The sequence below is a fragment of the Verrucomicrobiia bacterium genome, assembly GCA_035489575.1.
Lineage (GTDB): Bacteria > Patescibacteriota > Saccharimonadia > Saccharimonadales > JAGQNK01 > DATHJY01.
This window is the reverse complement of sequence record DATHJY010000013.1, coordinates 31,433-52,671: the sequence shown is the minus strand read 5'-3', so window position 1 is coordinate 52,671 and position 21,239 is coordinate 31,433. Positions and strand designations below refer to the sequence as shown.

Annotated in this window: 27 protein-coding genes; 16 read left to right on the top strand and 11 right to left on the bottom strand. The window is 51.4% G+C overall.

Features of this window, described 5'->3' with window-relative positions; genetic code table 11:
* The first annotated feature begins 79 nt into the window (after positions 1 to 79).
* Together VK694_06070 and VK694_06065 are read left to right on the top strand one after the other, a co-directional pair.
* On the top strand, positions 80 to 1,498 hold the full coding sequence (locus tag VK694_06070) for a Glu/Leu/Phe/Val dehydrogenase dimerization domain-containing protein (protein ID HTE58283.1): 1,419 nt from the start codon (positions 80 to 82) through the stop codon (positions 1,496 to 1,498).
* A 198-nt stretch (positions 1,499 to 1,696) separates the two neighbouring features.
* Positions 1,697 to 2,335 carry a hypothetical protein gene (locus VK694_06065; GenBank protein ID HTE58282.1) on the top strand — a complete coding sequence of 213 codons (639 nt, stop codon included), beginning with the start codon at positions 1,697 to 1,699 and terminating at the stop codon, positions 2,333 to 2,335.
* A 105-nt stretch (positions 2,336 to 2,440) separates the two neighbouring features.
* Here the strand turns inward: VK694_06065 and VK694_06060 are convergent, their stop codons facing one another.
* Entirely contained in the window at positions 2,441 to 2,887 is a 447-nt protein-coding gene (locus tag VK694_06060) for a hypothetical protein (protein ID HTE58281.1), read from the bottom strand.
* A 235-nt stretch (positions 2,888 to 3,122) separates the two neighbouring features.
* Here VK694_06060 and VK694_06055 point away from each other — a divergent pair, with 235 nt between their 5' ends.
* Positions 3,123 to 4,133: a hypothetical protein gene (locus VK694_06055; GenBank protein HTE58280.1), complete on the top strand. Its 1,011-nt coding sequence runs from the start codon at positions 3,123 to 3,125 to the stop codon at positions 4,131 to 4,133.
* Positions 4,134 to 4,177: 44 nt separating this feature from the next.
* Positions 4,178 to 4,624: a response regulator gene (locus VK694_06050; GenBank protein ID HTE58279.1), complete on the top strand. Its 447-nt coding sequence runs from the start codon at positions 4,178 to 4,180 to the stop codon at positions 4,622 to 4,624.
* On the opposite strand, the gene VK694_06045 is transcribed toward VK694_06050, so the two are convergent.
* The 4 genes from VK694_06045 to VK694_06030 all read right to left on the bottom strand — a co-directional run bounded on the left by VK694_06045 (position 4,614) and on the right by VK694_06030 (position 7,948).
* A complete protein-coding gene (locus VK694_06045; GenBank protein ID HTE58278.1) occupies positions 4,614 to 5,585 on the bottom strand; it encodes a winged helix-turn-helix domain-containing protein in 972 nt (323 codons plus the stop codon). The two genes, VK694_06050 and VK694_06045, sit on opposite strands and share 11 nt — an antisense overlap.
* A gap of 107 nt (positions 5,586 to 5,692) precedes the next feature.
* Positions 5,693 to 6,157, bottom strand: coding sequence for a GreA/GreB family elongation factor (locus tag VK694_06040; GenBank protein ID HTE58277.1), 465 nt, complete (start codon positions 6,155 to 6,157; stop codon positions 5,693 to 5,695).
* Between the two features lie 282 nt (positions 6,158 to 6,439).
* Positions 6,440 to 6,832, bottom strand: a complete 393-nt coding sequence (locus VK694_06035) for a cytochrome b5 domain-containing protein (protein ID HTE58276.1) — start codon at positions 6,830 to 6,832, stop codon at positions 6,440 to 6,442.
* A gap of 12 nt (positions 6,833 to 6,844) precedes the next feature.
* Positions 6,845 to 7,948, bottom strand: a complete 1,104-nt coding sequence (locus tag VK694_06030; GenBank protein HTE58275.1) for a hypothetical protein — start codon at positions 7,946 to 7,948, stop codon at positions 6,845 to 6,847.
* Between the two features lie 69 nt (positions 7,949 to 8,017).
* On the opposite strand from VK694_06030, the gene VK694_06025 reads away from it, so the two are divergent.
* Positions 8,018 to 8,677 carry a DNA alkylation repair protein gene (locus VK694_06025; protein HTE58274.1) on the top strand — a complete coding sequence of 220 codons (660 nt, stop codon included), beginning with the start codon at positions 8,018 to 8,020 and terminating at the stop codon, positions 8,675 to 8,677.
* Between the two features lie 62 nt (positions 8,678 to 8,739).
* Here the strand turns inward: VK694_06025 and VK694_06020 are convergent, their stop codons facing one another.
* Positions 8,740 to 8,955, bottom strand: coding sequence for a hypothetical protein (locus VK694_06020; protein HTE58273.1), 216 nt, complete (start codon positions 8,953 to 8,955; stop codon positions 8,740 to 8,742).
* A gap of 566 nt (positions 8,956 to 9,521) precedes the next feature.
* Here VK694_06020 and VK694_06015 point away from each other — a divergent pair.
* The gene (locus VK694_06015) at positions 9,522 to 10,577 is read left to right on the top strand and encodes an alpha/beta hydrolase (protein HTE58272.1); all 1,056 of its coding nucleotides are present in this window, start codon (positions 9,522 to 9,524) and stop codon (positions 10,575 to 10,577) included.
* 23 nt (positions 10,578 to 10,600) lie between these two features.
* Here the strand turns inward: VK694_06015 and VK694_06010 are convergent, their stop codons facing one another.
* Positions 10,601 to 11,500, bottom strand: coding sequence for a hypothetical protein (locus tag VK694_06010; GenBank protein ID HTE58271.1), 900 nt, complete (start codon positions 11,498 to 11,500; stop codon positions 10,601 to 10,603).
* A gap of 79 nt (positions 11,501 to 11,579) precedes the next feature.
* On the bottom strand, positions 11,580 to 11,903 hold the full coding sequence (locus tag VK694_06005; GenBank protein HTE58270.1) for a hypothetical protein: 324 nt from the start codon (positions 11,901 to 11,903) through the stop codon (positions 11,580 to 11,582).
* Positions 11,904 to 12,064: 161 nt separating this feature from the next.
* Between VK694_06005 and VK694_06000 the strand changes: the two genes are divergently transcribed.
* Positions 12,065 to 12,763, top strand: a complete 699-nt coding sequence (locus tag VK694_06000; protein HTE58269.1) for a hypothetical protein — start codon at positions 12,065 to 12,067, stop codon at positions 12,761 to 12,763.
* 15 nt (positions 12,764 to 12,778) lie between these two features.
* Here VK694_06000 and VK694_05995 read toward each other — a convergent pair whose 3' ends face one another.
* Together VK694_05995 and VK694_05990 are read right to left on the bottom strand one after the other, a co-directional pair.
* Positions 12,779 to 13,606 (bottom strand): NDP-sugar synthase, encoded by an 828-nt coding sequence (locus tag VK694_05995; protein ID HTE58268.1) that lies wholly within the window; start codon positions 13,604 to 13,606, stop codon positions 12,779 to 12,781.
* 100 nt (positions 13,607 to 13,706) lie between these two features.
* The gene (locus VK694_05990; protein ID HTE58267.1) at positions 13,707 to 14,882 is read right to left on the bottom strand and encodes a cytochrome P450; all 1,176 of its coding nucleotides are present in this window, start codon (positions 14,880 to 14,882) and stop codon (positions 13,707 to 13,709) included.
* Positions 14,883 to 15,059: 177 nt separating this feature from the next.
* Between VK694_05990 and VK694_05985 the strand changes: the two genes are divergently transcribed.
* Together VK694_05985 and VK694_05980 are read left to right on the top strand one after the other, a co-directional pair.
* Entirely contained in the window at positions 15,060 to 16,076 is a 1,017-nt protein-coding gene (locus tag VK694_05985; GenBank protein HTE58266.1) for an Ldh family oxidoreductase, read from the top strand.
* A gap of 69 nt (positions 16,077 to 16,145) precedes the next feature.
* A complete protein-coding gene (locus tag VK694_05980) occupies positions 16,146 to 16,868 on the top strand; it encodes a beta-eliminating lyase-related protein (protein HTE58265.1) in 723 nt (240 codons plus the stop codon).
* Here VK694_05980 and VK694_05975 read toward each other — a convergent pair.
* On the bottom strand, positions 16,865 to 17,242 hold the full coding sequence (locus VK694_05975) for a glyoxalase superfamily protein (GenBank protein HTE58264.1): 378 nt from the start codon (positions 17,240 to 17,242) through the stop codon (positions 16,865 to 16,867). The genes VK694_05980 and VK694_05975 overlap by 4 nt on opposite strands.
* A gap of 99 nt (positions 17,243 to 17,341) precedes the next feature.
* Between VK694_05975 and VK694_05970 the strand changes: the two genes are divergently transcribed.
* From VK694_05970 to VK694_05940, 7 genes are all read left to right on the top strand, one after another.
* Positions 17,342 to 17,680 (top strand): PadR family transcriptional regulator, encoded by a 339-nt coding sequence (locus VK694_05970; GenBank protein ID HTE58263.1) that lies wholly within the window; start codon positions 17,342 to 17,344, stop codon positions 17,678 to 17,680.
* Positions 17,673 to 18,512: a hypothetical protein gene (locus tag VK694_05965; GenBank protein ID HTE58262.1), complete on the top strand. Its 840-nt coding sequence runs from the start codon at positions 17,673 to 17,675 to the stop codon at positions 18,510 to 18,512. The genes VK694_05970 and VK694_05965 overlap by 8 nt, the downstream gene beginning before the upstream one ends.
* Positions 18,513 to 18,729: 217 nt before the next feature.
* Entirely contained in the window at positions 18,730 to 19,194 is a 465-nt protein-coding gene (locus tag VK694_05960) for a hypothetical protein (protein ID HTE58261.1), read from the top strand.
* A gap of 94 nt (positions 19,195 to 19,288) precedes the next feature.
* Positions 19,289 to 19,732, top strand: coding sequence for a DUF1801 domain-containing protein (locus VK694_05955; GenBank protein HTE58260.1), 444 nt, complete (start codon positions 19,289 to 19,291; stop codon positions 19,730 to 19,732).
* Positions 19,729 to 20,085: a DUF2200 domain-containing protein gene (locus tag VK694_05950; GenBank protein ID HTE58259.1), complete on the top strand. Its 357-nt coding sequence runs from the start codon at positions 19,729 to 19,731 to the stop codon at positions 20,083 to 20,085. Before VK694_05955 ends, VK694_05950 begins: the two co-directional genes overlap by 4 nt.
* Positions 20,086 to 20,343: 258 nt before the next feature.
* Positions 20,344 to 20,898 carry a cupin domain-containing protein gene (locus VK694_05945; GenBank protein HTE58258.1) on the top strand — a complete coding sequence of 185 codons (555 nt, stop codon included), beginning with the start codon at positions 20,344 to 20,346 and terminating at the stop codon, positions 20,896 to 20,898.
* Positions 20,899 to 20,919: 21 nt separating this feature from the next.
* Positions 20,920 to 21,192, top strand: a complete 273-nt coding sequence (locus tag VK694_05940; protein HTE58257.1) for a hypothetical protein — start codon at positions 20,920 to 20,922, stop codon at positions 21,190 to 21,192.
* The last annotated feature ends 47 nt before the right edge of the window (positions 21,193 to 21,239 follow it).

Sequence of the window (21,239 nt, the reverse complement as noted above, 5' to 3'; positions counted from 1 at the left end):
ACCATTACTAGCAACCAGCTCGGGTGGCAAAAAGGCTGTTCTGTTTTTTTAACCCTAAAATGTGCGGAGACAAAAATACATGAGCAACGGTTCTACTGAAAATCCCGAACAACGCAGCACACCTGACGCAGTGTTCCAGCCTTATATAGAAGCAGGCCAGCGGCTTGATGTTTCCGCAGATGTGGTGGTTGCCGCATTAGATACCGTCAACGATGCAGTCGCGGAGCAGCAGTTTGTGGTGGGTGACCACACCGTCACGTCTTATCGCTATGTCACGCGTCCAGTGCTTGATACGACAGATGTCGCCAGACGGCCTCGACCACCCAAGGGTGGTATTCAGGCTGGCCGGGATGTCACCGGCGCCGGTATTAAGACGAAAGCCATCAAGATGGGTACCAAAAACTTGCTGTTTCCGGTGGCCGATGACGATATGTATTTTGCCGGCGGTAAAGGTGGCTACGATGCCGACAGCCGTGATATGAGCCCAGAGGAATATGAGGCAGCGGTTACGCTGCATGCTCTGGCACATACCTATGACCCGTGGGTGGGTGGTGGCGTGGGCGCCCCGGACAAAAGAACTGGCAACCGCGAGATGGATATTATGGTCCGTGCCTTTCGGCAGAATGGTTTTAGCGTGCCGGAAGCTTGCGTAACTGGTGCGTCCGAGGATTATGGCGGCAACCCAGTATTCCGCAACCCAGCGACGGGCCGCGGCGGCGGACTTATATTAGCTCGGGCCCTTGAGGTGCAGGCCATGGATGATGTGGCCATGCGTGCCGTTATGCAAGATGGCGGTGTGTTAGGCGGCATTATTCTGCAGGGCTGGGGAAACGCCGGCCGGCCGTTTGGCGAAACCTTGCGCTTCACGGCACCAAATGCGCGCTTAAAGGCGGTTATTGAATATCAATGGGCGGTCCGTGCTCGTGACAGAAAGGGTTTTGTCGACCCAGCTGAAGTGACAGATCTGGTTAATCAAGGTTATCTGACAAACGAAGAAGGCAAAGAATCCACTCTTCCTACCGGTAGTGGCTTAGAATTGGTGTCTGCCGACGAAGCCTGGCACTTGCCGGCGCTGGCGGTTGTCCCTGCCGCGGGCGAGCAGCTGGTGACAGAAGCAGTTGCCGGTAGCTGGAGGGGTTATGGTGCTACCCCACTGATTGAGCTGCAGATTGCCAATATTCCCACCACACCCGGAGCTGCGGAGCTTGCTCGCCAAGCGGGCGTGTTTACTGTTGGAAGTGACATAGGGAGTGCTGGCGGCGTAACGGCCTCTGGTTATGGTTGGGCGGAAACCATGCACAAGTATGGTCAGGTTGCTTCTGCTGAAGTCGGCTGGAACCCAGACGGCTATGAGCGTGCATGGGAGCAGCGTATTAGTAGTACGGCTGCACAGATCTTTAAGCGGGCTCGTAACGAAGGTAAGTCTCCTGGCGATGTTATGAACGAAATTATTGTAGAACGAGCTGTTGCCAATTTGCATCGCAGTGACGCAATTTAAGCGCAAATTTTAAAAAGTCAAAAACTTGAGAGAATTTTAACGACTACCCAAAGTTGGTCATGGTCTAATGTATGGGTATTTCTGCGAAATATGATTTTTAATCCCTGTTAATTAACAGGGATTTATTTTTGGCTTAGGTGCGTTCCACACGCGGGGCGACTATTTTTGCTGTCAAAAATTAAAGGATGGGGTTTCTTTATGGCGGTTGAAAATATGACGTTCTTTACTCATCCTAATAAGTGGATTCGGGGTGATCGCGCACCACGTACTGTCGCTTTCAATCATGTGGTTGGTATGGCACTAGGCGAAACGGAACTGTGGGAAAAGGGTCGCTTTCAGCCTTCGGAGCTTTCCTACAATCCTGCGGACACGGAGATACGCGAATTCATGGTAGAGGGTCACATGGCTCGACGAATGATGAACTACTTTGGCAGGAATCGGGTTGAGCCATTCACACAAAAAGACACCCAGAACTGTCATAGTTTTGCGGGATGGATTCGAGGCGATATTGCGCTCGAGTATTGGTCGTCTGCAGATGCCTACCAGCTAAAGAGTTATGCGGAGCCTATTTCGCATAAGTATGCCTACGATACACATACGCCGTCCGGGAGCCATGTCGTGGTGGCTGCGCACGAAAGGGACGAGGCTCCTATTGGTCTGGTCGTTGCCCACAGCGCAATTGAGCTTGGCGGTGAGCTTTTAGCGGTTATGGGAATAAACGGTCCGCTAGCACTCGATACGCCAGAGACAACTTTGCAACACTACAACGACCGCTACTGTGCGAGCAGTCTGTACATACCCCCTGGCGATGGCCTACTTGGCACGCATATCCCTTAGTCAAACAGAGGTGGAGCTATTGACAAGTATTGATTTTCACTGTATAATCTACATTAGTTCTTTGACAGAACCACACCCCTGGAGGTGAGAACAATGCTCAGTGCCCTACTGAGCGATTATTCGGCTTTTCATGCCGGCTGGTTGTGGATCGGCATTGTCACGACAGTCGTCTTGGCGGTTGCGTGCCTGCTGTGCATCGTCTTCGACGGCCGCACCACGGCACCGACGGTGGCGTTGGGCGTCTGCGCTGCGCTGTCGTTTTGCTTCCTCGTCTGGCTCCCCGTCGAGCTGCACGTTGCCGATATGCACGCCGCAGAAAGAGACCAGGTCACCGCGCTGGCCGAAGCTCGTGGCTATGAGGCTACTCGAATTGTTCCTACTGGGAACTTCTTCGACGGCCACTTCGGCGAGGACTGCATGTACATCGTGCGCTACAAGTTCGACAACGGTGCCTTCACGACTCGCTACGAGGATCTCGGCGGCAGCCATCCGTTCACGGACGAGCAAGACGTCTTCGACGACTATCCCAACTGCGACCCGAACAGCCGCCACTCATCCACCCCCTAGCCACGGGCTGCCTCTACCTTTGACTCACTCCCTAGGAGTGATACAGACAAAGATATGAGGCAGCCCAGTAACCAGTACTTTTGCAATTTCGAAAGTAGTGGTTACTAAACTGTTTGTGCTTGGGCGGCTTTTTGTTACAATTTTTGGGCATTAATTAAAATTGCGAAGTAAACGACCATTGCGGTTTGGCCGTTTTTTATTTCGCTTAAAAGGGCGGTTTATGACAACAGAGAATGCGCAGGGGGAGTATTTGCATGCCCCACAAGACAAACTCACAACAGGTCCAGGAGGTTATCAGTACGGCGATGCGTTTCCTCGGCCAGAGGGCTGCGAGGATAACGAAATATTTGACCATGAGTATTGGGGGTACATGAAGGAGCTGCTGGCCGGATCCTTCGTTGTGTCTAGCGGCCGGCAGTACGACCAGTTCAATGCCCAGGTGCTGGGCGCCATGGAGCTGTTAGCCCGAGGTATCTATCCCGATTACGAGGTCATCGGTTCTCAGGACATTGTGGCGGCGGTACGCACAGATGAGCTGCCCAAGCACCATACCAAGTCGCCCGCAAACATCGCTGGACAAGTAGCGGGTGTCTATCATTTCTGGTGGCTGGCGCAGACCGATGCTGTGCGCTTGTTGAGCGACCCTGACTTTGAGCTGCCCACCCGCCAGCAGATAGAAGATCGTTACGAAAAAGTCTGTGGTGTAAAGATTGGCGAAACATCTAGCACCACTTGGGAAGAGATGGAGGCCATTCACAGCGCTTTTGGCAAAGTGCGCGAGGATCCGGAAGTTTCCACCATGGGACCAGATCAGTTTGCGCTGCGGCATTGCCTACCCTCTCGGTTTGGGGTGCTGATACACTGGGCCGTGCATAATCGACCGCGGCTAGACAGAGGCACGGATCGTCACGAGCCTCGGTGGCGTACCAGTATGTTGGCTGCAGCGGCTAAGCCGCCCGATCAACGTGGCTTGTATGATGCCATGCTTCTACGTGAGGCTCGGGCTGTGAAAGAGCTGCTAGTCATGGGACCAGACGAGCTTGCAAAGCGCGAATGCACCGACCTGCTCAATCGTCACAACCGCGCTATTGACTTGCTCAACCAACGGGGCGGCGAACAGCTCACCACCATCATAGATGGGGTTGATTTGTCTGAGCCCACCGCTCGACGGATTAGTACTGTGCCCCCAGCGGTTTTGTTGGGTGAAGTGTTAGACGTAGGCAGCTTCTAAGTGCTTGCGTAGCAAAACCACCTTGCGTGGACTAAAATGAGGTCATGAATGAAAACCTACAGACCCTAAAGGTTGTTATTGTCGAGGACAAGGCCGAACTGGCAGAAATTTACAAAGTGCGCCTAGAAGCCATGGGCTACCAATGTTTTGTGGCCTATGACGGCCAGGAAGCCCTGGTGGTCATAAAAAAGGAGCTACCCCAGCTGGTGCTCTTGGACTTGATGGTGCCAAAGATTGCTGGCGATCAAATCCTGGCTGCTATTCGAGCCAGTGAGTGGGGCAAGAAAATCAAGGTCCTGATTATTTCCAACCTCAACGAGGCTGACGCACCGGCTGGTCTGCGCCAGCAAGGTATCGAGGGCTATGTCGTAAAAGCTAACCTGACTAACGATGCGCTTGATCGCATGGTCGATCAAATCCTCAAGCCCGAGGACCAAAAAGAAGACGTACTACTAGAAACAGAAGGTTCCCAAAAGTACCCTACGGTCTAAGCGCCTTTCTTGGCTTGCTCTTGGCGTAGTGCGGCAAGTCTTTGGCAACATATCCAACCCCGTGCAGAGTTTCTATGAGTTGTACGTCAAATGGTTTGTCGACCTTGTCGCGCAGATGTTTGATATGCACGCCCAGACTGTCAGGCTGCGAGCCCTTGCTCCATATACTTTCAAAGATCATAGTTTTGGTCATGACCTGTCCCTTGTTCGTAACCAGATATTCTAAAATATCGTACTCCTTACGGCGCAGGGCGATGGTGGTATTGCCTCGCCTGACATGACGCTTGCGTGCGTCGATAGTCAGGTCGTGTGTGAATAAAGTGGGCAGGCCGATTGAGCCTGCCTGAGGCGCCCGCAGGTTGCTCGGCCGCTTTATGTAGTGGTCATGCCAGGCCCCTGCCAGCAAGCCAGTGACATAAAACCCTACTATGTGTAGCAGCAGTGTACCCAAGTTGGTCGGCTGATGGTTCGCTTGTGCCAAGTACACCGCGTCCTGTAGCTTGACGGCAAAGCATATTAACAGGACTATCCCTCCGACAGAGGCAGGCACCAACGAGCACCATAGGCCGTATAACAGCCCGGTTAGCAGCGTGACTGCAAACAATGCCAACAGAACGGCAGCATCTATCCCGGCATGGGCCACCAGCGCTATTACAAATAAGAGATAGAATATAATCAATGCCGGTCCACCAAAACTAATACGCTTTTTGCTGTCTAGTATATAAAGAACTGTCACCACAACTTTTGCCGCGCCAAAGTCCAAAGCCCTTGCCCCGGCATAAGAGCTGCCGGTTGTCAAAAACACTACACCGTACACTAGCATTACTACCAAGAACGCCAGGGCTGTCGCAAGCATAGAGCTATTGACCAAAAAATGCTGCCAATCACTGCCTGTGTGTTGGCGATAGAATACTATAAACCTGTGGTACTGGCGCTGGGCCAGTAAGTTAGTCTTTTTCATGTTGAAGCAAGTTAAGGTAATTAAACGAGCGAGCCATGATGACTCGCATAGGAACAGTAGTGCACCACCCCCTATAGTGGTTTACGGTGTAAGTATAGCGTACATTTTTAGGCAATACTGACTATTGTGTAGGCGGTAGCTGCAGCAGGCGTCTGGATGGTTACTTCGTCGCCATGAACCTTACCCAGCAGCGCTTGACCCAGCGGAGACTCGTCAGAGATCTTGTTATTCAGAGGGTCGGCCTCGATAGTGCTCACGAGTTGCAGTTGTTTAAGCCTGCCATCCCCCTGCCGCAACCCAATTACAGACCCCACGCTCACCTGCTTGGCAGTGATCGATTGGCTTATGATCTGAGCGTTCTTAATGATGTTTTCAACCTCATCGAGCTGGCTTTGAACTCGCTCCAATGCCAGTCTGGCCGAAAGATATTCGGAGTTTTCGTTTAGGTCACCAAATCCGCGTGCCGTTTTTAGGTCTTCTAAAATACGCTCTCGGTTTGACAAAAGATTTACGTGCTGCTGCTGTAGTTTATGCATGCCCGCTTCGGTTAGACTAAATGTTTTTCCTATCATCCCAAACCCCCAAAGAATATTTTTAGAATACTAAAGTGATATGTCTCTCTCTGACATATCCATCCTACTACTTAAATCAAATACTAGAAAGATACATTTTAGATCAGTTAATCACCTGCAAACCGCACTCCAGGGTGCTGTAATGCTGATTACAGGGGTGGTTCACCTTAAAATATATCGTTAACTTATCGTTAAATAATTATAAAAAGTTAAATTTACCTAAAATAACAGACGTCCGTCAGGGCATTGATAGCCGGTACACCATGTCCTTGCTGGTTGAGGCTATTTTTTATGTTGCAAGGTGCCAATTTCACTCAGGCCTTGTAGCTTAGACTTTCCGTGGGGTGATTTCTTTATAGCTTCGGTAAGATCCAGGCCACAATGAGCTTGCCCTTGGGAGGTCACATGTTCACCGTTTTTCCAAAGGCGACCCTGATCTATCTCGTAGACCTTGCCCTCTATGGCGACGTAACACTTGTGGTCTTGCTTGCCGTCGTTGGCTGCCAGCTCTTGTGGGGTAAAGGCCTTTGGCTCAGGCTTTTTCTCGGTAGTAGTCGTTGTGGCCTTGGTCTGGGGATGCTGCTGTGCCGAGCTAGCTCGCAAGTATACTGCCCCGCCAATGAGGGCAACCGCAACAATACTACTGGCAAGGGTAAGTTTACGTGACTTGGGCATGGGGTCTCCTGATTAGAATGTTGCATAATACGTTTTTACTTCTTCTAGGCAACGCGCGGCAAGAGCTTGGTCGAATGCATTGCAGAGTTCTTTGGCCTGGGTGTCGCTGTGATGGAAGGATATAAAGTCTCTGACTGCGCCCAGTACACAGGGCTCGAGCCCCACGCCATCAAGCGCTTTCTCGCAGTTTTCTTTTGTCTTAGGGATGTCACTCACGGTGCTCCCCGAGGCATCGCGGCCCAGGCTTTGGTAGCAGGTAGAAACAAAGTCGGTGTCAGGCAGGTCCTGGCACAGTTTGGCTACCCGGCCAAAATCATAACTGGTTTGTTGCAGGGCGTAGGAAGTTTGCATGAGATAGCACTGCTCTTTATAGACCTTTTCGACAGCAGTGCATGGGTACATGGGTTCTGCGGGTCGCAGGTATTTGCTCTGACCGCTTTCGCGGACGGCCACCATGACGTTCTCCATAAAGACACCACCGTAGCATGACTTTCTCTCCCATTCGTCACGCAGTAAGTCGCAGGTCTTGAGTGCCTTGAATAAATCAAAACTTTCGACAGTCATAAAGCCGTGGCCTAGGCCATGTGCACAGTTATAGTGGTCGAACGAATATTTCTGCTTCTTTGCTAATTCCTCGCAGACTTGGTTGGCTTCTTTGCGCATGCGTTCGGGCCCAAGTTCGCCAATTGCTTGCTCGGTGATGCCGTGGTAGTAGCCTGACCAGCAGAAGCTATCTCCTTTTGTGTATGCACCGGCGAGCGTGCCGTATTTGTAATACGCCTCGTGGCCGATGGCATGGGTGAACTGGTGGCACTGGCTCTTCACAAAGGCATCGGTTTCGTATAGTTGCTTCAGGTCTTTGATAGCCTCCAGTGCCTCGGTTGCCTTGGTTTTGGCTGTGAAATAATCGGCAAAACACTTGAACTGGTTCTGTGACGTACTGCAATTACTGACATCTGCCAGTGTGGGAACAGGCTGCTGACTTGTAGTGCTGGTGGCCTTTGGTTTTGGTGCCAGCAGGATAGCTCCTGCCACTAGTGCACCAGCCGCCAAGATAATTATAGGCAGCGGAATTACTCGAATTGCCCGCCGCATGGTCCTCACACGCTTCTTCATAGACGTCATTATACCCTATGGTTCAGATAGGATGTCGGGGTGCGGAGAGGCCTAGGATATAATGAAGGCATGTCCACGTCAGTAACGGCTGTACAATTCATAGATAGCTTAGAATCTCTTCGTACTCCAGCGGGTATACGCATGGGCAGCATCTTTGCGCTTGCCAAGGAAAACATAGATATGTCACTGACTGAGGTAAAAAAGCTGCTTGCCAGTCCAGCCCATGAAGCTCGGGTTGGCGCGGTGAGCATCATGGATTTTCAGGCGCGCAGCAAAAAGACTTCGTCCGAGCGCAAGAAAGAGCTGTTCGACCTATACATAGAACGTCACGACCTTATTAATACCTGGGACCTGGTGGATCGCAGTGCTATCTATGTTGTTGGTGGCTACTTGTCTGATAAGCCCCGCGACATCCTATATAAATTGGCGCGCTCCAAGGATATGAACCAGCGGCGCACGGCCGCAGTGGCAACCTTTTATTTCATTATGAAGCAGGACGATGTGGAAGACGCTTTTAAAATTGCCGAATTGCTGGTAAACGAAAAAGAAACCCTTACCCAAAAAGCCGCGGGCTGGGTGTTACGTGAAGCTGGCAAACATGACCCCAAAAAGTTACTAAGTTTTCTAGATAAACATGCTAAGTCTATGCCTCGTCCCCTTTTGCGCAACGCCATAGAACGCCTGCCAAAGGATCAAAAAGCCCATTACCTGGCCTTAGGCTTAAGTTGAGAGAGTTGTCTACGTCTGTTGTTGTGAGTGACAGGAGGGGGCGGCATACTTTATTAATTTTCCTAACTATCGAACGAGGACCAGTAATCGCTCGCATTAGTAAAGCCTATCTTGGCCAGCCGTTCGCGCAGTCGCTCGCGTGGGTCGCGGTCCGGTATATTTAATAATTCAAGGTCGATGTTAATACCCGGGCCCTCTGGCCGGGGACCAAAACCAGACGTATTGCGATCGGGACCAAGTGGCCTGAGGTATACGGAGTTTACAATATGCCAGCGCATGTCGTGAATGGTGACTGAATACTCCCGTACGGGTTTGACTTCTTGCTCCGAAGTATATTGGCCTAGTAGTGGGTAGGGTTCGAAGTGCGTTTTTTTCTACCACGTATACGCTGCCGCCGTCTCCTAGCAGTGCATCGCGAAGTACCACAGGCGCTGCGTAGAACTCGTGGGGTATACGTTGGTCATCGTCATAGGTATGCCAGCCAGACCAGCCGTCTCGGCTCCAGACGGCAGCAGCAAAGATAGCTACGTCTAGATGTTCAGTTGCAAATACAGCCTTGGTCGGGGGCAGCATTTCTCCATTTTCCAGTCTAGCCATGGTACTGGGCGTGCGTGGCACGAGCGTTTCTATATTGCTTGTTCGTGCGCCTACAAAAAGGAACTCTTCAGAACTATTGTACCGCTCAAGTTGTTCCCTATTCTGGCTAAATGTGGACATTAAAATGTAGTCTACAGCACGTGACCCAAATAAAAAATACAGTAACGCAAAGGCTTAATCGAAGAAGATAGGCAGCCCAACATGATACACTTACGGGTAGTATTTATGTATCAAAGATTATAGATTCATGACACAAAAAACAAAAAAACACGCTACTCCAAAAATACCATTCTATCGTCGTGCCGGTGTGCGTTGGGGGGCGGGCGGTTTTCTGGTGCTGGCCGTGTCAGTGCTTTTGGCTTTTCGGCTGAGTCCATGGCCTGGTGCCCTCGTGATTCGTGCGGTATTCGATGATGGTGGCGCCAAAACCAAACAGGCGCTTCAGAAACACGCACCACCGGGCATATCTAAGCTAGCAGACCAACAATATAGCCGTTCAGACAAAGCCGCCTATCTGGACGTGTACTACCCCGTCAAAACTGTCAACGGTGCGCACTTGCCAACAGTCGTGTGGACACATGGGGGTGGCTGGCTGTCTGGTGACAAAACCAACACAGAGCCGTATTTTCGGCTTTTGGCAAGCAAGGGCTTTACTGTTGTATCGCTCAATTATTCGCTGGCACCTGGGCGATCCTACCCCACGCAGATTCACCAGCTCAACCAGGCACATAAGTATATTCAGGAAAACGCCGAACGGTTTTATGTAGACACTACCAAAATTTATTTGGCAGGTGACTCGGCTGGTGCGCAACTATCTGCGCAGATGGCGACGCTCATTACAAACCCTGCGTATGCGCAAGAAGTAGGCTTAACGCCAGCGCTCAAGGCATCACAGCTACGAGGAGTGGTACTTAACTGCGGCATCTACAAAATGGAAGGCTTGGCTAACCCCACCCCCACCCTGCCCAAGATTGTCGGCTGGGGCGACGACGTGACAGTGTGGTCGTATGCCGGTACGCATGACTTCGGCAGCCCACGTATCAGGCAGATGTCGCCCTATTACCACGTCACAAAAGATTTTCCGGCAACGTTTATAACAGGAGGCAATGACGACCCCCTGACTGACGCCCAATCAAAACCGCTCGCCGATAAATTAGAGTCACTGGGTGTTACGGTTGACAGTCTGTTCTATGCGTCCGACCACCAGCCAGGGCTACCGCATGAGTACCAGTTCAATCTGGATACTACTGACGGCCAGAAAGCCTTCGACCGGATTGTTGATTTCCTTCACAGAGACACATAACAGAACGCCTATCTGGCTTCGGCCTATTTACAGTAATCACTCTTCTTGCCGCTTAGTTGGTCGGCGGCGGGCAGTGCCTTTACGGCGTTTTTATCTTTAGGGTTGAGCAAGTCAAGCCAACACAAGGCATGGAACGATAGCTCGGCAGTGTCAGCGTGTGCAGCTTTGTAGGCGGCATCTTTGGAAGCCTCATTGTCTTCGCGCAGGTTGTACACGCCGTAGTCAAAGCCTACGTTCTTGGTGTTCCTGAACCCGACAGCTGTGGCGATCTTGTCGCCAGTCTTGAACGGTACGAGTGGAGTGACTTTTGTGGTTCTGGAATCCCCCTCTGTGGCAGGCGCAAACTTATCGGCAATAGCCTGGAATTCTGGCGTCAGGTCGCGCAAGTGCCCCAGCCTGATCATCATGCCGCAGGCATTGGCTATGTCAAAACTGTATTGGATTTCGCCATCTACCAAAACGCGATTGCCCCGGAAGACTGATCCATTAAAGGGCATGACAACCGCAATAGTGTTGTCTGCATTCTTGTCGAACCGAAACCCACCATGTGGCTTGTAGTTACCGCCCTTGCCCTCAAACGTGCCGCTCCTGGTTTGGCCTGGATACAGCAGAGAAGTGGCCTTGCTTATGTCGGTGGTTGGCAGTTCTAGTTGCAAAGGATCAGGACAGGCCGGCACCTTGGCGTCGTAGGGCAAAGATATCCATGAGCCCTGGCCAGTTGCCTCCCATGTGATAGTCGAATCCGTCGACCAAGCAGTAGCTGTGCTAGCTTGGCTGGTCTCTGCTTGCTTATTGTCTGTGGAGGCAGTCTTTTTATTGGTTAGGACCCGGTAACCTGCCAACCCAATCACCGCAACCACTACTATCCCAACAATCATTACTATATGGCCAACTCCACGTTGGTCTAAAGGTGTTTTATTCATGGCCTAACTATAAGTCCAAATAGCTAAGTCGGCAATGAGGCTTATGCTTACAGCAGCCTGAATAGGTCGTTGGTTCTGCCTACTCCATGTCTTGCTGAAGGTCTGATAGATCAACGGTGGTGGCGTCTGGGCGGAAGCGTCGGATAGCCTGTTCGACAGCTACGAGGGTCAGTGGCTCGACTGGAACAACAAGAGAGTTAACATTGCCGTAATTTGTCACAAGTACTTCGCCCTTTTCCCAGGCTGCACGTGCTTGTTCGGCCGTGTCGGCCGGAACATCCCCGTCGCCTGTACTCCAGATATCTAGCGGCGTATCACGTTTGTCAGTACTCAACGTTCCATCAAGTTGCATAGACTGTCCGTCGTATACCGTAAACGTACGGTATTTTACTATCTCTCCCATAGAGCATCTCCTTGTACTAAAGTCGTTACCAGTATAGCAATACGGAGACTTACTGCTATCTCAATGTTACCCGTGTCGGGCATGGCTATTTTATATACAGCATCAATCGCAATTGCTCAAACACCTTCGTAAATAGTATGATAAAGGCCAAAGAGGGGTGCATGCACGCAGCAGCGGATCATATAAAAGAGTTCAAGGGTGTTTTGGTGAGCCGGAGGTATCGGCCCGGCCACGATTATATTCAGCTTGTCTTTAAAACTGCAGATGATCTGCAGCTGTGTCTCAGCCAAAACATACAGATGGTACGAGGGCTGAGGCTGGGTGAAGCGTATCATGTGCATGGCCAGAAACATGCCATAGGTCAGAGGGAATATGTCCGTGATCCTGTGCCCACGCTGATTGAAGCCACTGGTAACAATCGACGACTGTGGTTCGCGGGTGGTGCGGCGTGTCTGGTACTTCTGGCTGGTGTTGGTGGCGTGTTTGCCCTGTTTTCGGATGACCCCAAGCCAACCAAACAGCCTAAGCGCAATACAGCTTCGGATAGCCAGCAGACATTGTCCGTGCAGACAGAAGAGCCTCAGCCACAAGCGACGACCACTACTCCGGATCCGGCCGAGCAGCCTGCCCCGAGCGGCACGTCTCCTGCCCCGGCGCCTGCCCCACGTCAACCCAGAAGTACACCTGTCAGTACTCCGGTCACCCCCACCCCGCCCGCTCAACCAGTTACACCACAAGTCACACCTCCCGCAACGCCTCCACCGTCCCCACCCCCAGAGGAACCACCTCCCGCAACACCAGAACCTACAGAACCACCCACCGAACCGCCGACTGAGCCCCCTGCCGACCCAGCGCAATAGTCTTAACTTGGGTCGTTAGACATATTGCGCCCAATTTTCTTTGGCGTGTTGGATGGTGTCCTTTGTTCCGATATCAATTACCAACCCCTTGGTGTCATAGGCCTCAATGGTAAATTCGGGGGATCCAATGGCCGCTGCTAGCAACCGGTCACGCAGATCTACTGATCCCGTTGGGATGGGTGCCTGTGCTTCCAGGCGATTGCATATCTCTACAAAGCGGCTGGTGTCCATGGCTAGTGCTGTCGCACTGGTAAAATTTCTGCTACCTGGCAACGTGTCTGCTGCGGTGGCTGGTTTGTCGCGGCACCATAAAAGTCTGTCAGAGTGGTCTACTACCAATCTGCCAAAGTGTGCGGAGTATGCCGCAGGGTGACTTGTCACGCCTATTGTTATGTCTGTGCCTCGCTCGGCGTGGCGCCTGCTCATTGCGGCTATGCCCTTCCATGGTAGCAACATGTCACCCGGAACGATCAGGCCGTTGCCTTCCAACCCCAGTGTACCTATTGCCCGTAGGACGGCTCTTTCGGGTCCAATCAGCGCTTCTTCGTCTTCTTCGGAAAAGTTGTAGTCTACTCCTTCAGTGTCGATCCAGGTCTCTGAAGCAATATGGTCTTTGATTTTATCCTTGTGATACCCCACGCAAAAGACAAAATTGCGGAAACCAGCTCGCTGCAAACCTCGACATGCTATATCTAATACGGCCTGACCATTGCCAAGTTTTATTAAATGCTTGGGGGCATTCCCGGTAACTTCTTGTGCTCGTGTGCCCCGCCCACCGACGGGCATAAACACAGTTACGTCATCCAGGGATGATTCTGGTGGACTTGGCAGCTCGGCGGCCATCTCTGTCTTTTACTCGCTTTGTTTACTGTCTGGGTGCATATTATTAAATAATCATTAAAATATAGCAATACTTACACTAGCGCCGTGACTATCTTTGTGGCTACGCCTTGGCGCCTAGCTTTACGGGCAATGCTTCTGGCCAGCGAAAGGCTGCGTTGGCCCGACCTTTTGGAGCGGCATCAGAACCTCGTGTCATGTTTGGAAAAGTGGTGGCTAGTATCTCTGCGCCAGTTGCTATAACCAAACGGCCCAGGTGTGATCCTATGCAAGTATGAGGCCCTTTGCCAAACGGGTACTTGTCTTCGAGGGCCCGCTCTTGATCTTGATTGCCTGAGCCGGTTACGGTTAAGAAAGTTTGGCCCTTTTTAAAGTCAATGCCGCCGAGAGTTACGGGTTCGCCTCCCCGTACCACCCATGCCACCAGCGACGACGCATCAGGCAGCCGGCTTTCGACCACTTGCATGCTTTGCTCGGGGTCGCCCAGGGCTTGCCAAGCTTCGGCTCCGTCTTCTTCGTGGTAGTGGATAAGCTCTACTAGGTTGGTCAGCGTGTCGCGGGTAGCCATGCCTCCGCTGGCAGCCGTCAGGGCGTGCGTGATCACGCGGTCACGCCGGACACCTTTGTCTATCATGGTTGCAATCATGCTGTCGGGGCTTGAACCGTGTCTCATGGTGGCAATCGCAGACTGAAGGGCGGTTTGCCCCAGGTTTACTACGCCGCTGGCATGTTTTTGGGTGTCCCATGTCATGTCTCCGAACGCTTCGGCATTGCGGCCCAGCGTGCGCGCTGCTCTGGGCGAAAGCCCCACAACCTGCGTTACCACATCAGCAACATATGAGGTCATGGGACCCCTCAGGTTGATGATTTCGTCAGGGTCAACGTCCTGCAACTGCGTTTGCAGGTGTTTTTCTGCTGCATCCCGCACCACTGTTCTCATGTGGTCTGTATTGAAGCCACGGGCAAGTTCTCTGCGACCCCTGCGGTGGTCAGTATTGTCGGTAATTGTGACGGGCTTTAGTAGACCCACGTATCGCATCATGCCCTTAGCTACTAGCGAACCGTTAAAAGTCGGATCTAGCGAGCGAGTGTGGTCAGCAGTCTCGTATACCGCATCAATTTGATCCGGTTGCGTCAGAATAACCACATCCGACCCGTTCTTTCCCATGAGCGGGTCAACAAACGGTGCCGCATACCAGCCGCTCAAACTCCTCAGTGGCACGCCTTCCTCTACCCGGCTGGCGTATGCACCGGGATCACTTAATACCTCTGTTACCATTGCTAACCCTCCTAGATTGTAGTCCACAAGTTGTATCATTTTGCGTACGTGAGAGCAAGCCCTGGTGTCTCTAAAATCTGGCTCTTAGTATCGGCGAGTATCTATGGTGCCGGATGGTCGATTGCACTGAGACACACCAGAGGTTAAGCTAAAAGGAATAAACCAAGGGAGTGTCTCGTGAAAGTCGCAGTATCCGAATTGACCAAAAAATTTAAGGCATTGCTAGCAACAAGCGGCGCGTCCGAATGGGATGTGAATACACTAGCCTCGCTGTACTTAGAAGAAGACCTTCGGGACAATTACTTCTCGGCATTGTGGAGCTTTGAGGAAGCTATCGAACGGCTAAAGAAGTCGAAAGATAAAAAGCACACCATAGAGGTTGATAAGCCAGCGCTTAAACTTATTAACTGCAACGGACGTACGTTGGGGCTCGCAGCCATGGAGCTTGTGCCCGAGCTTTGTCGCATGGCAAAAGAACAAGGTATTGCTATCTTAGGTTTTTACAATGGTGGCTATCAAGTAATGCCCGAAGCGTTTGTGCGTGCAATAGCGGCAGAAGATCTAGTTGGGCTTACGTCTTCCGCAGGAGGCCCGCAGGGCGTATTGCCACATGGTGGCAGCAAAGACTTGCTGGGTACCAATCCGCTTGCATATGGTATTCCCACCAATGGTTTGCCTATAGTATTCGACGCATCAACTGCCCAGTACGCATACGGCAGTATCAAGATCGCCAAAGAAAAAGGCCAGACATTGCCCGAAAAATCTTATGTCGATGCGGATGGTGACTGGACAACGGATCCCGCCAAGGCAATCGGTATTATCCCGTTTGGGGAACACAGAGGCTATGCGATTAACTTACTTCTAGAAGTTCTGACCGGCGCACTTGTTGGCGCCAAGAGCGGGCTGCTTCAGAAAGACGAAATGGACATGGGTTGTTTTATGATTGCAATCGACCCAGCGGCTTTTGGTTCGCTCGATGAGTTCAAGGCACAAACTACCAAACTAGCGCGAGACATCGAGACAAGCAAACCAGTGGAGGGATTCAGCGAAGTGCGGGTTCCTGGCTACAAAAGCGAGCGCCACAAACAAAAAGTTCTGCAAGAAGATTCGATCGAAGTAGATGAAGCCATGTGGAACAAGTTCATGGATGCATATAAAGAGCGAGTAAAGACTAAGGAGTCTCAGATCTTATGAATACTACATTTGCCAGCGATAACTTCTCTGCCGCACACCCAGCCGTAATGCAAGCCCTGCAGGATGCTAATGTGGGCCATCAGCCGAGCTACGGCGGACGGAAAGTTGCGCGTAGAAGATCTGCACGCGGAGTACGAGGCTCGCCTGGAGCTGGGCTACCACTCAACATTGCCCAAGGTTGTCAGCATTGCCCAGAGTACTGAATACGGCACGCTCTACACAAACCAAGAAGTAAAGGCTATTGCTGATTGGTGTCATTCACATGACATGTACTTGCATATGGATGGCTGCCGTTTGCCGAATGCACTTGTAGCGCTAGATAGTGATCTGGTTACTGCTACCCGCGATGCAGGTGTTGATGTTCTGTGTTTTGGAGGTGCCAAGAATGGACTCATGAACGCCGAAGCAGTCATAATTTTTAATGCGCCAGAACAAAGCATCCCACGAGTTCAAAAGCAGTTGCTTCAGCTGAGTTCAAAAATGCGGTACGTATCGGCGCAGTTTATCCCGTACCTCACTGATGACTTGTGGCGGAAAAATGCCGAGCATGCTAACACGCTTGCAAAGCAGTTGGCTGATGCACTGGTCGAGATTGATGGAGTGAGTCTTACGCAAGCGCTCCAGACCAATCAAGTGTTTCTGGTGATGCCTACGGAGCTTAAGGAAAAACTGCACGCGGCTGGACATCACTTTTATGACTGGGACGTTCCCAAGCAAGAAGTACGACTCGTGACCGCATGGGACAATAAGACAGAAGACATCCAGCGCCTCATGCAAGACGCCAAAAGCTAGTCTCGCTTGTATGGCAGCTCTTGCAGCGTCCATGCATTGCCGTCAGGGTCTTTGAAATAGGCAAAGGTTCCCCACGGCTGTTTGTCGATATCGGTTATGTCGACGTCTTTTTCTTTCAGCTCTTGCCTGAGGCTGCGGACGTCGTCGACAACCATCATGATGCCCTCTTGGCTGCCGGGCTTCATCTCGGTAATTCCTTCGCCAATTGCAATCGAGCAAGCCGAACCCTGCGGGGTAAGCTGCACAAAGCGCAGGCCCTCTTTGACTTTTTGGTCATGGTCGGCATGAAAGCCTAGCTTGTCTACATAAAAATCTTTGGCGCGGTCAACGTCAGTGACGGGCACAAAGATTACTTCGATTGTCATTTTTGTCATACATGCTCCTTGTTTACGTTTCTATTATAAATCGCCAACCTCGCATGCGCTTATATATCTAAGTTTGACATATATCTAATTTAGATGTAGCATATGGCCATGAGCAAGGACTACAACCAACTACCGCAAGTGGCTTTTAGTATTCTTTTGGCCCTTAGCCTCAAAGAGCGTCATGGGTACGAAATTATCAAACAAGTAGAGGAGGATAGTAACGGCAAGATCAAACTAGGTCCCGGCGCACTGTATACCAGTATCAAGCAGCTACGCAGCAAGGGACTGATCCGGGAGGTCAAGCGTCCAAACGATAGCCGCAGACGGTACTACAAACTGTCTGGTGCTGGTGCAAAAGCGCTCGAAAGCGAACTAGAGTACTATGAAAACGTTGTGCGGCTGGCAAAAAAACGCCATGCACTAAGTAACGTACACCTCTATGCATAGAGGACAAACATCATTCCCGGTTTATCGGGCCCTGCTCAGGCTTTATCCAAAAGCTTATAGGCAGGAATATGGCGAGCAGATGGTGCAAACCCTTACAGACATGCTCGACGATCAGCATGGCAAGTATGAAAGAGCTGCTGTATGGATCCGCGTAGGTAGCGAACTGCCGCTGAGCGTCGTCCAAGAAAATATGAACAACATAGGAGCAACAACAATGAACAAGTTAACAAAATTATCAAACAAGCAATTACTTGTGGGTGGGGGTCTACTGGCTGTCCTTATTCTTTTGATGGCCGCCACATGGGGCCGTGGATTTATCGTTTCAAATGTAGCCAGGGTATTTTATCTTAAGCCGGTGCAGCGAATGATAGTCGAGCGAGACGCAGAACTTGCAAATCCCTTTCATACATTTGGTATGGACGCCCTCGAAAAAGCTAGTTCTTGCCACGTTACTGCGGCGTCATTTATCAGCACTCAGGTAGAGTGCGCTGCGTCCGCGCATAGCTATGCAAGGCTGAGTGACAACAAGGACGAAACCATACAGAAGGCGCAGGCACTTGAGGCAGCCCTGGAAAAGCAGGGATATAAAGCCGGCTCGAACGGAGTTACCTTTGCCAGCCTTGTCGCGGGTACTTACGAAGGCAAAGACTATTCACCTGACGCGTTTTACCAAAAGATTGACGGCTCCTACATGTGTATCTTTGACACCACGATTGCTTACGCCAACCCAGCGCCTAAAGCTATTAGCATGGACCTATCATGTCGTCGTACCTTAGAAATCCTGGGCACGCCCCCTAATGCAGGGTATCGCTCGAGCGACGGCTATTTGTAGGCAAAACGAACAACAGCGGTGTGTGGGCTCTTACCATACGCCGCTGTTGATGCGACGCCCTCACTCTACCCTTTCGCATATGTACACTTGGTTTCTTTTTCTTTGCCAAAAATGAATAATCTTATGAAATTTCTAGAACAAGAGAGTGTTGGTGATTATAATCAGGTGGTCATTGCACATCTAGCATACAAAATGCTACGTACCTGAGGAGTTGCACATGGATCCTGCCCTGGTTGCGCTTGCCGGTTTGTTCGAAGGCGGCGAAGTCGAGATACAGAACGGTGACGAAGGCTATCTCTACCGTGGCAAGATCGCCACGCTGGAGTTCGTCCCGGCCGGCGAAAAGAATGGCGCCCTGCTGAAAATCACCATGCAGTGGTGTGCCAAGGCTGTCGGTCAGCGTGTGGGTGCTGGCTTCCTCCCTACCGGTGGTTGGGATGAGGACACAACGCTGGAGTACACCTGCAACACCGACCTGCCCAGCCCGGACATCGGCGCACCGCACATCCCCAACGTCAACATCCAGATGGTGGACGGTCTGCCGCGCCTGATCATCCACAACCCGTACACCGGAGAACTGACAGTGCTCTTCCCCAGGGGAGGTAGCCAGCTCAACGTCGACAACGTGCGGTGGCTACCGGATGGCCCAAGGGCCAAGGCTGCTGCCCAGGCTGCCGGCTAGGCCAACCCCCCCTCCTCACGAATGACGCGCGCAGGTGCGACCCCTACCATGGGTCGCACCTGCGTAAGTACACAAGAAAGCTAGGACTTATACTATGATGAATAGAAAGGAACTCTCTATGGAAGACAAAACTGCCCCGCAGCAAATAGACGACATAATCAAAACATACGGTGGCTGGAAGGGTGACATATTGTCTCGGCTGCGTGCCGTGGTTAAACAAGCCGACCCTACCGTGGCCGAAGAAGTGAAATGGAAAACGGCCTCTCGGCCCGAGGGACTCCCCGTGTGGTCCCACGACGGGATACTGTGCATAGCCGAAACTTTCAAGGACAATGTGAAGCTGGTGTTTTTCAAAGGTGTCTATATGAAGGACCCAAACAAGCTCTTCAACGCCCGCTTAAATAGCCGGACAGATCGCGCCATCGAATTTCACGATGGCGACACCGTGGATGAGGCCGCGCTGAAGCAGCTCGTCCTCCAGGCAGTACAGCTGAACGAATCTAAAAAGAATAAGCGACAGCAGCAAGAGGCAGCATGATAAAACCCCGGATCTATACGATAAGTTTTGCAAGAGTCTATCCCCTTTATATCGCCAAGGCAGAGAAAAAAGGACGCACCAAGACAGAAGTCGATGAAATCATCCATTGGCTGACAGGATATGACCAGAAGACGCTCAAGGCCCAGCTGGAAAAACAGACAGACCTAGAGACTTTCTTTGCGGAAGCTCCCCGGCTCAACCCTTCGCGGGCTTTGGTCAAAGGTGTGATTTGCGGTGTCCGGGTAGAAGACATCAAAGAGCCAACCATGCAGGAGATCCGCTATCTAGACAAGCTAATCGACGAGTTAGCCAACGGAAAGGCGATGGATAAGATAGTGCGGAAGCAACAATAGCTGTAGTCGTGGCCAAACCCTCAGCCAATGCTGAGCATTGATTTCCGCCGACATCAACACAGTGCAGGGGTCGCACCCCAGCCCGGCGGTCAGCGGTGCTCTTCGTAATGCTTCTTGGGGTCAATAAGGTTGTTAAAACAGACATACTTTTTATCAGAATTTTGCGAGTTTTCTGTTTTTGTAAACTGCCCGGAATTGTTTAAATAGTATGGTCAATAGATAACGGGTGCAGAAGCAAGTGAAAAGCAGTTTCTTAAGATGAGTGGGCTTGAAATATTAGCCGAAGCACAGCGGTTGCGTCAGCCACGTGTTGTTGAGTCGCTGCTGGCACCAGATTTTGTGCAGGCATGTACAGAGAGCCTGGCCGACGAACATTTGTTTACTGACGAGCTGGTAACCATGCGACGCCTGGGGGTACACCATAACGGCCATTTAACGTACCCCAACTCGCTGCAAAGTTTCCACGAACTGCGAGCACAGGGCCATGGTTTTATAGTGCTCAGTATTGACAGAATTTCTGAGCAGGCCAATGGTTTGCGGCGGACCGTGGCAGAAAGACTGGTTGGCGACATTGTCATGGCGCTGTATATGTCCGAGGCTGATCACTCTACAATTAGGCCGCACTACGACGATCGTGATGTGTTGTGGACTCAGTTAGACGGAGAAAAGCGTGTACGATTGGGGCTGGATGCAGTGCCTGTCGATATGACTCCCGGGGACGCGCTGTTTATTCTTAGGGGCATTCCACACACCGCAGAAGCCCTGTCGGGCTCTCGGCATGTATGTAGCGCATTACAGGTAGATGAAATATAAAGTGACAAGGAGATAGTTAAGATGAGTATAGAAACGTTAGCCGATGAGCGCGTGGCAGAAAACGCAAGAGATGTGCTTCGTCTGGATATGGTGGGCGAGGTGGCGCGTTTTACCGTTGCGCTTGAGGGGATGCTCGATCCCGAGCCGATTGCCATAGATCGATTTACGGACGCCGACATTCCAGAATGGGCTGCTGATGGCGGAGAGTATCCTGCAGGGACTGAAGTAATATTGATAGATGACAGTCCTAGCTTTGCTCTTCATGAGATTATGGCAGATTCCCACAGAATGTAATACAGGGAGTCCATATGCCCCACATCATACTTGCCGCCATAGCTGCT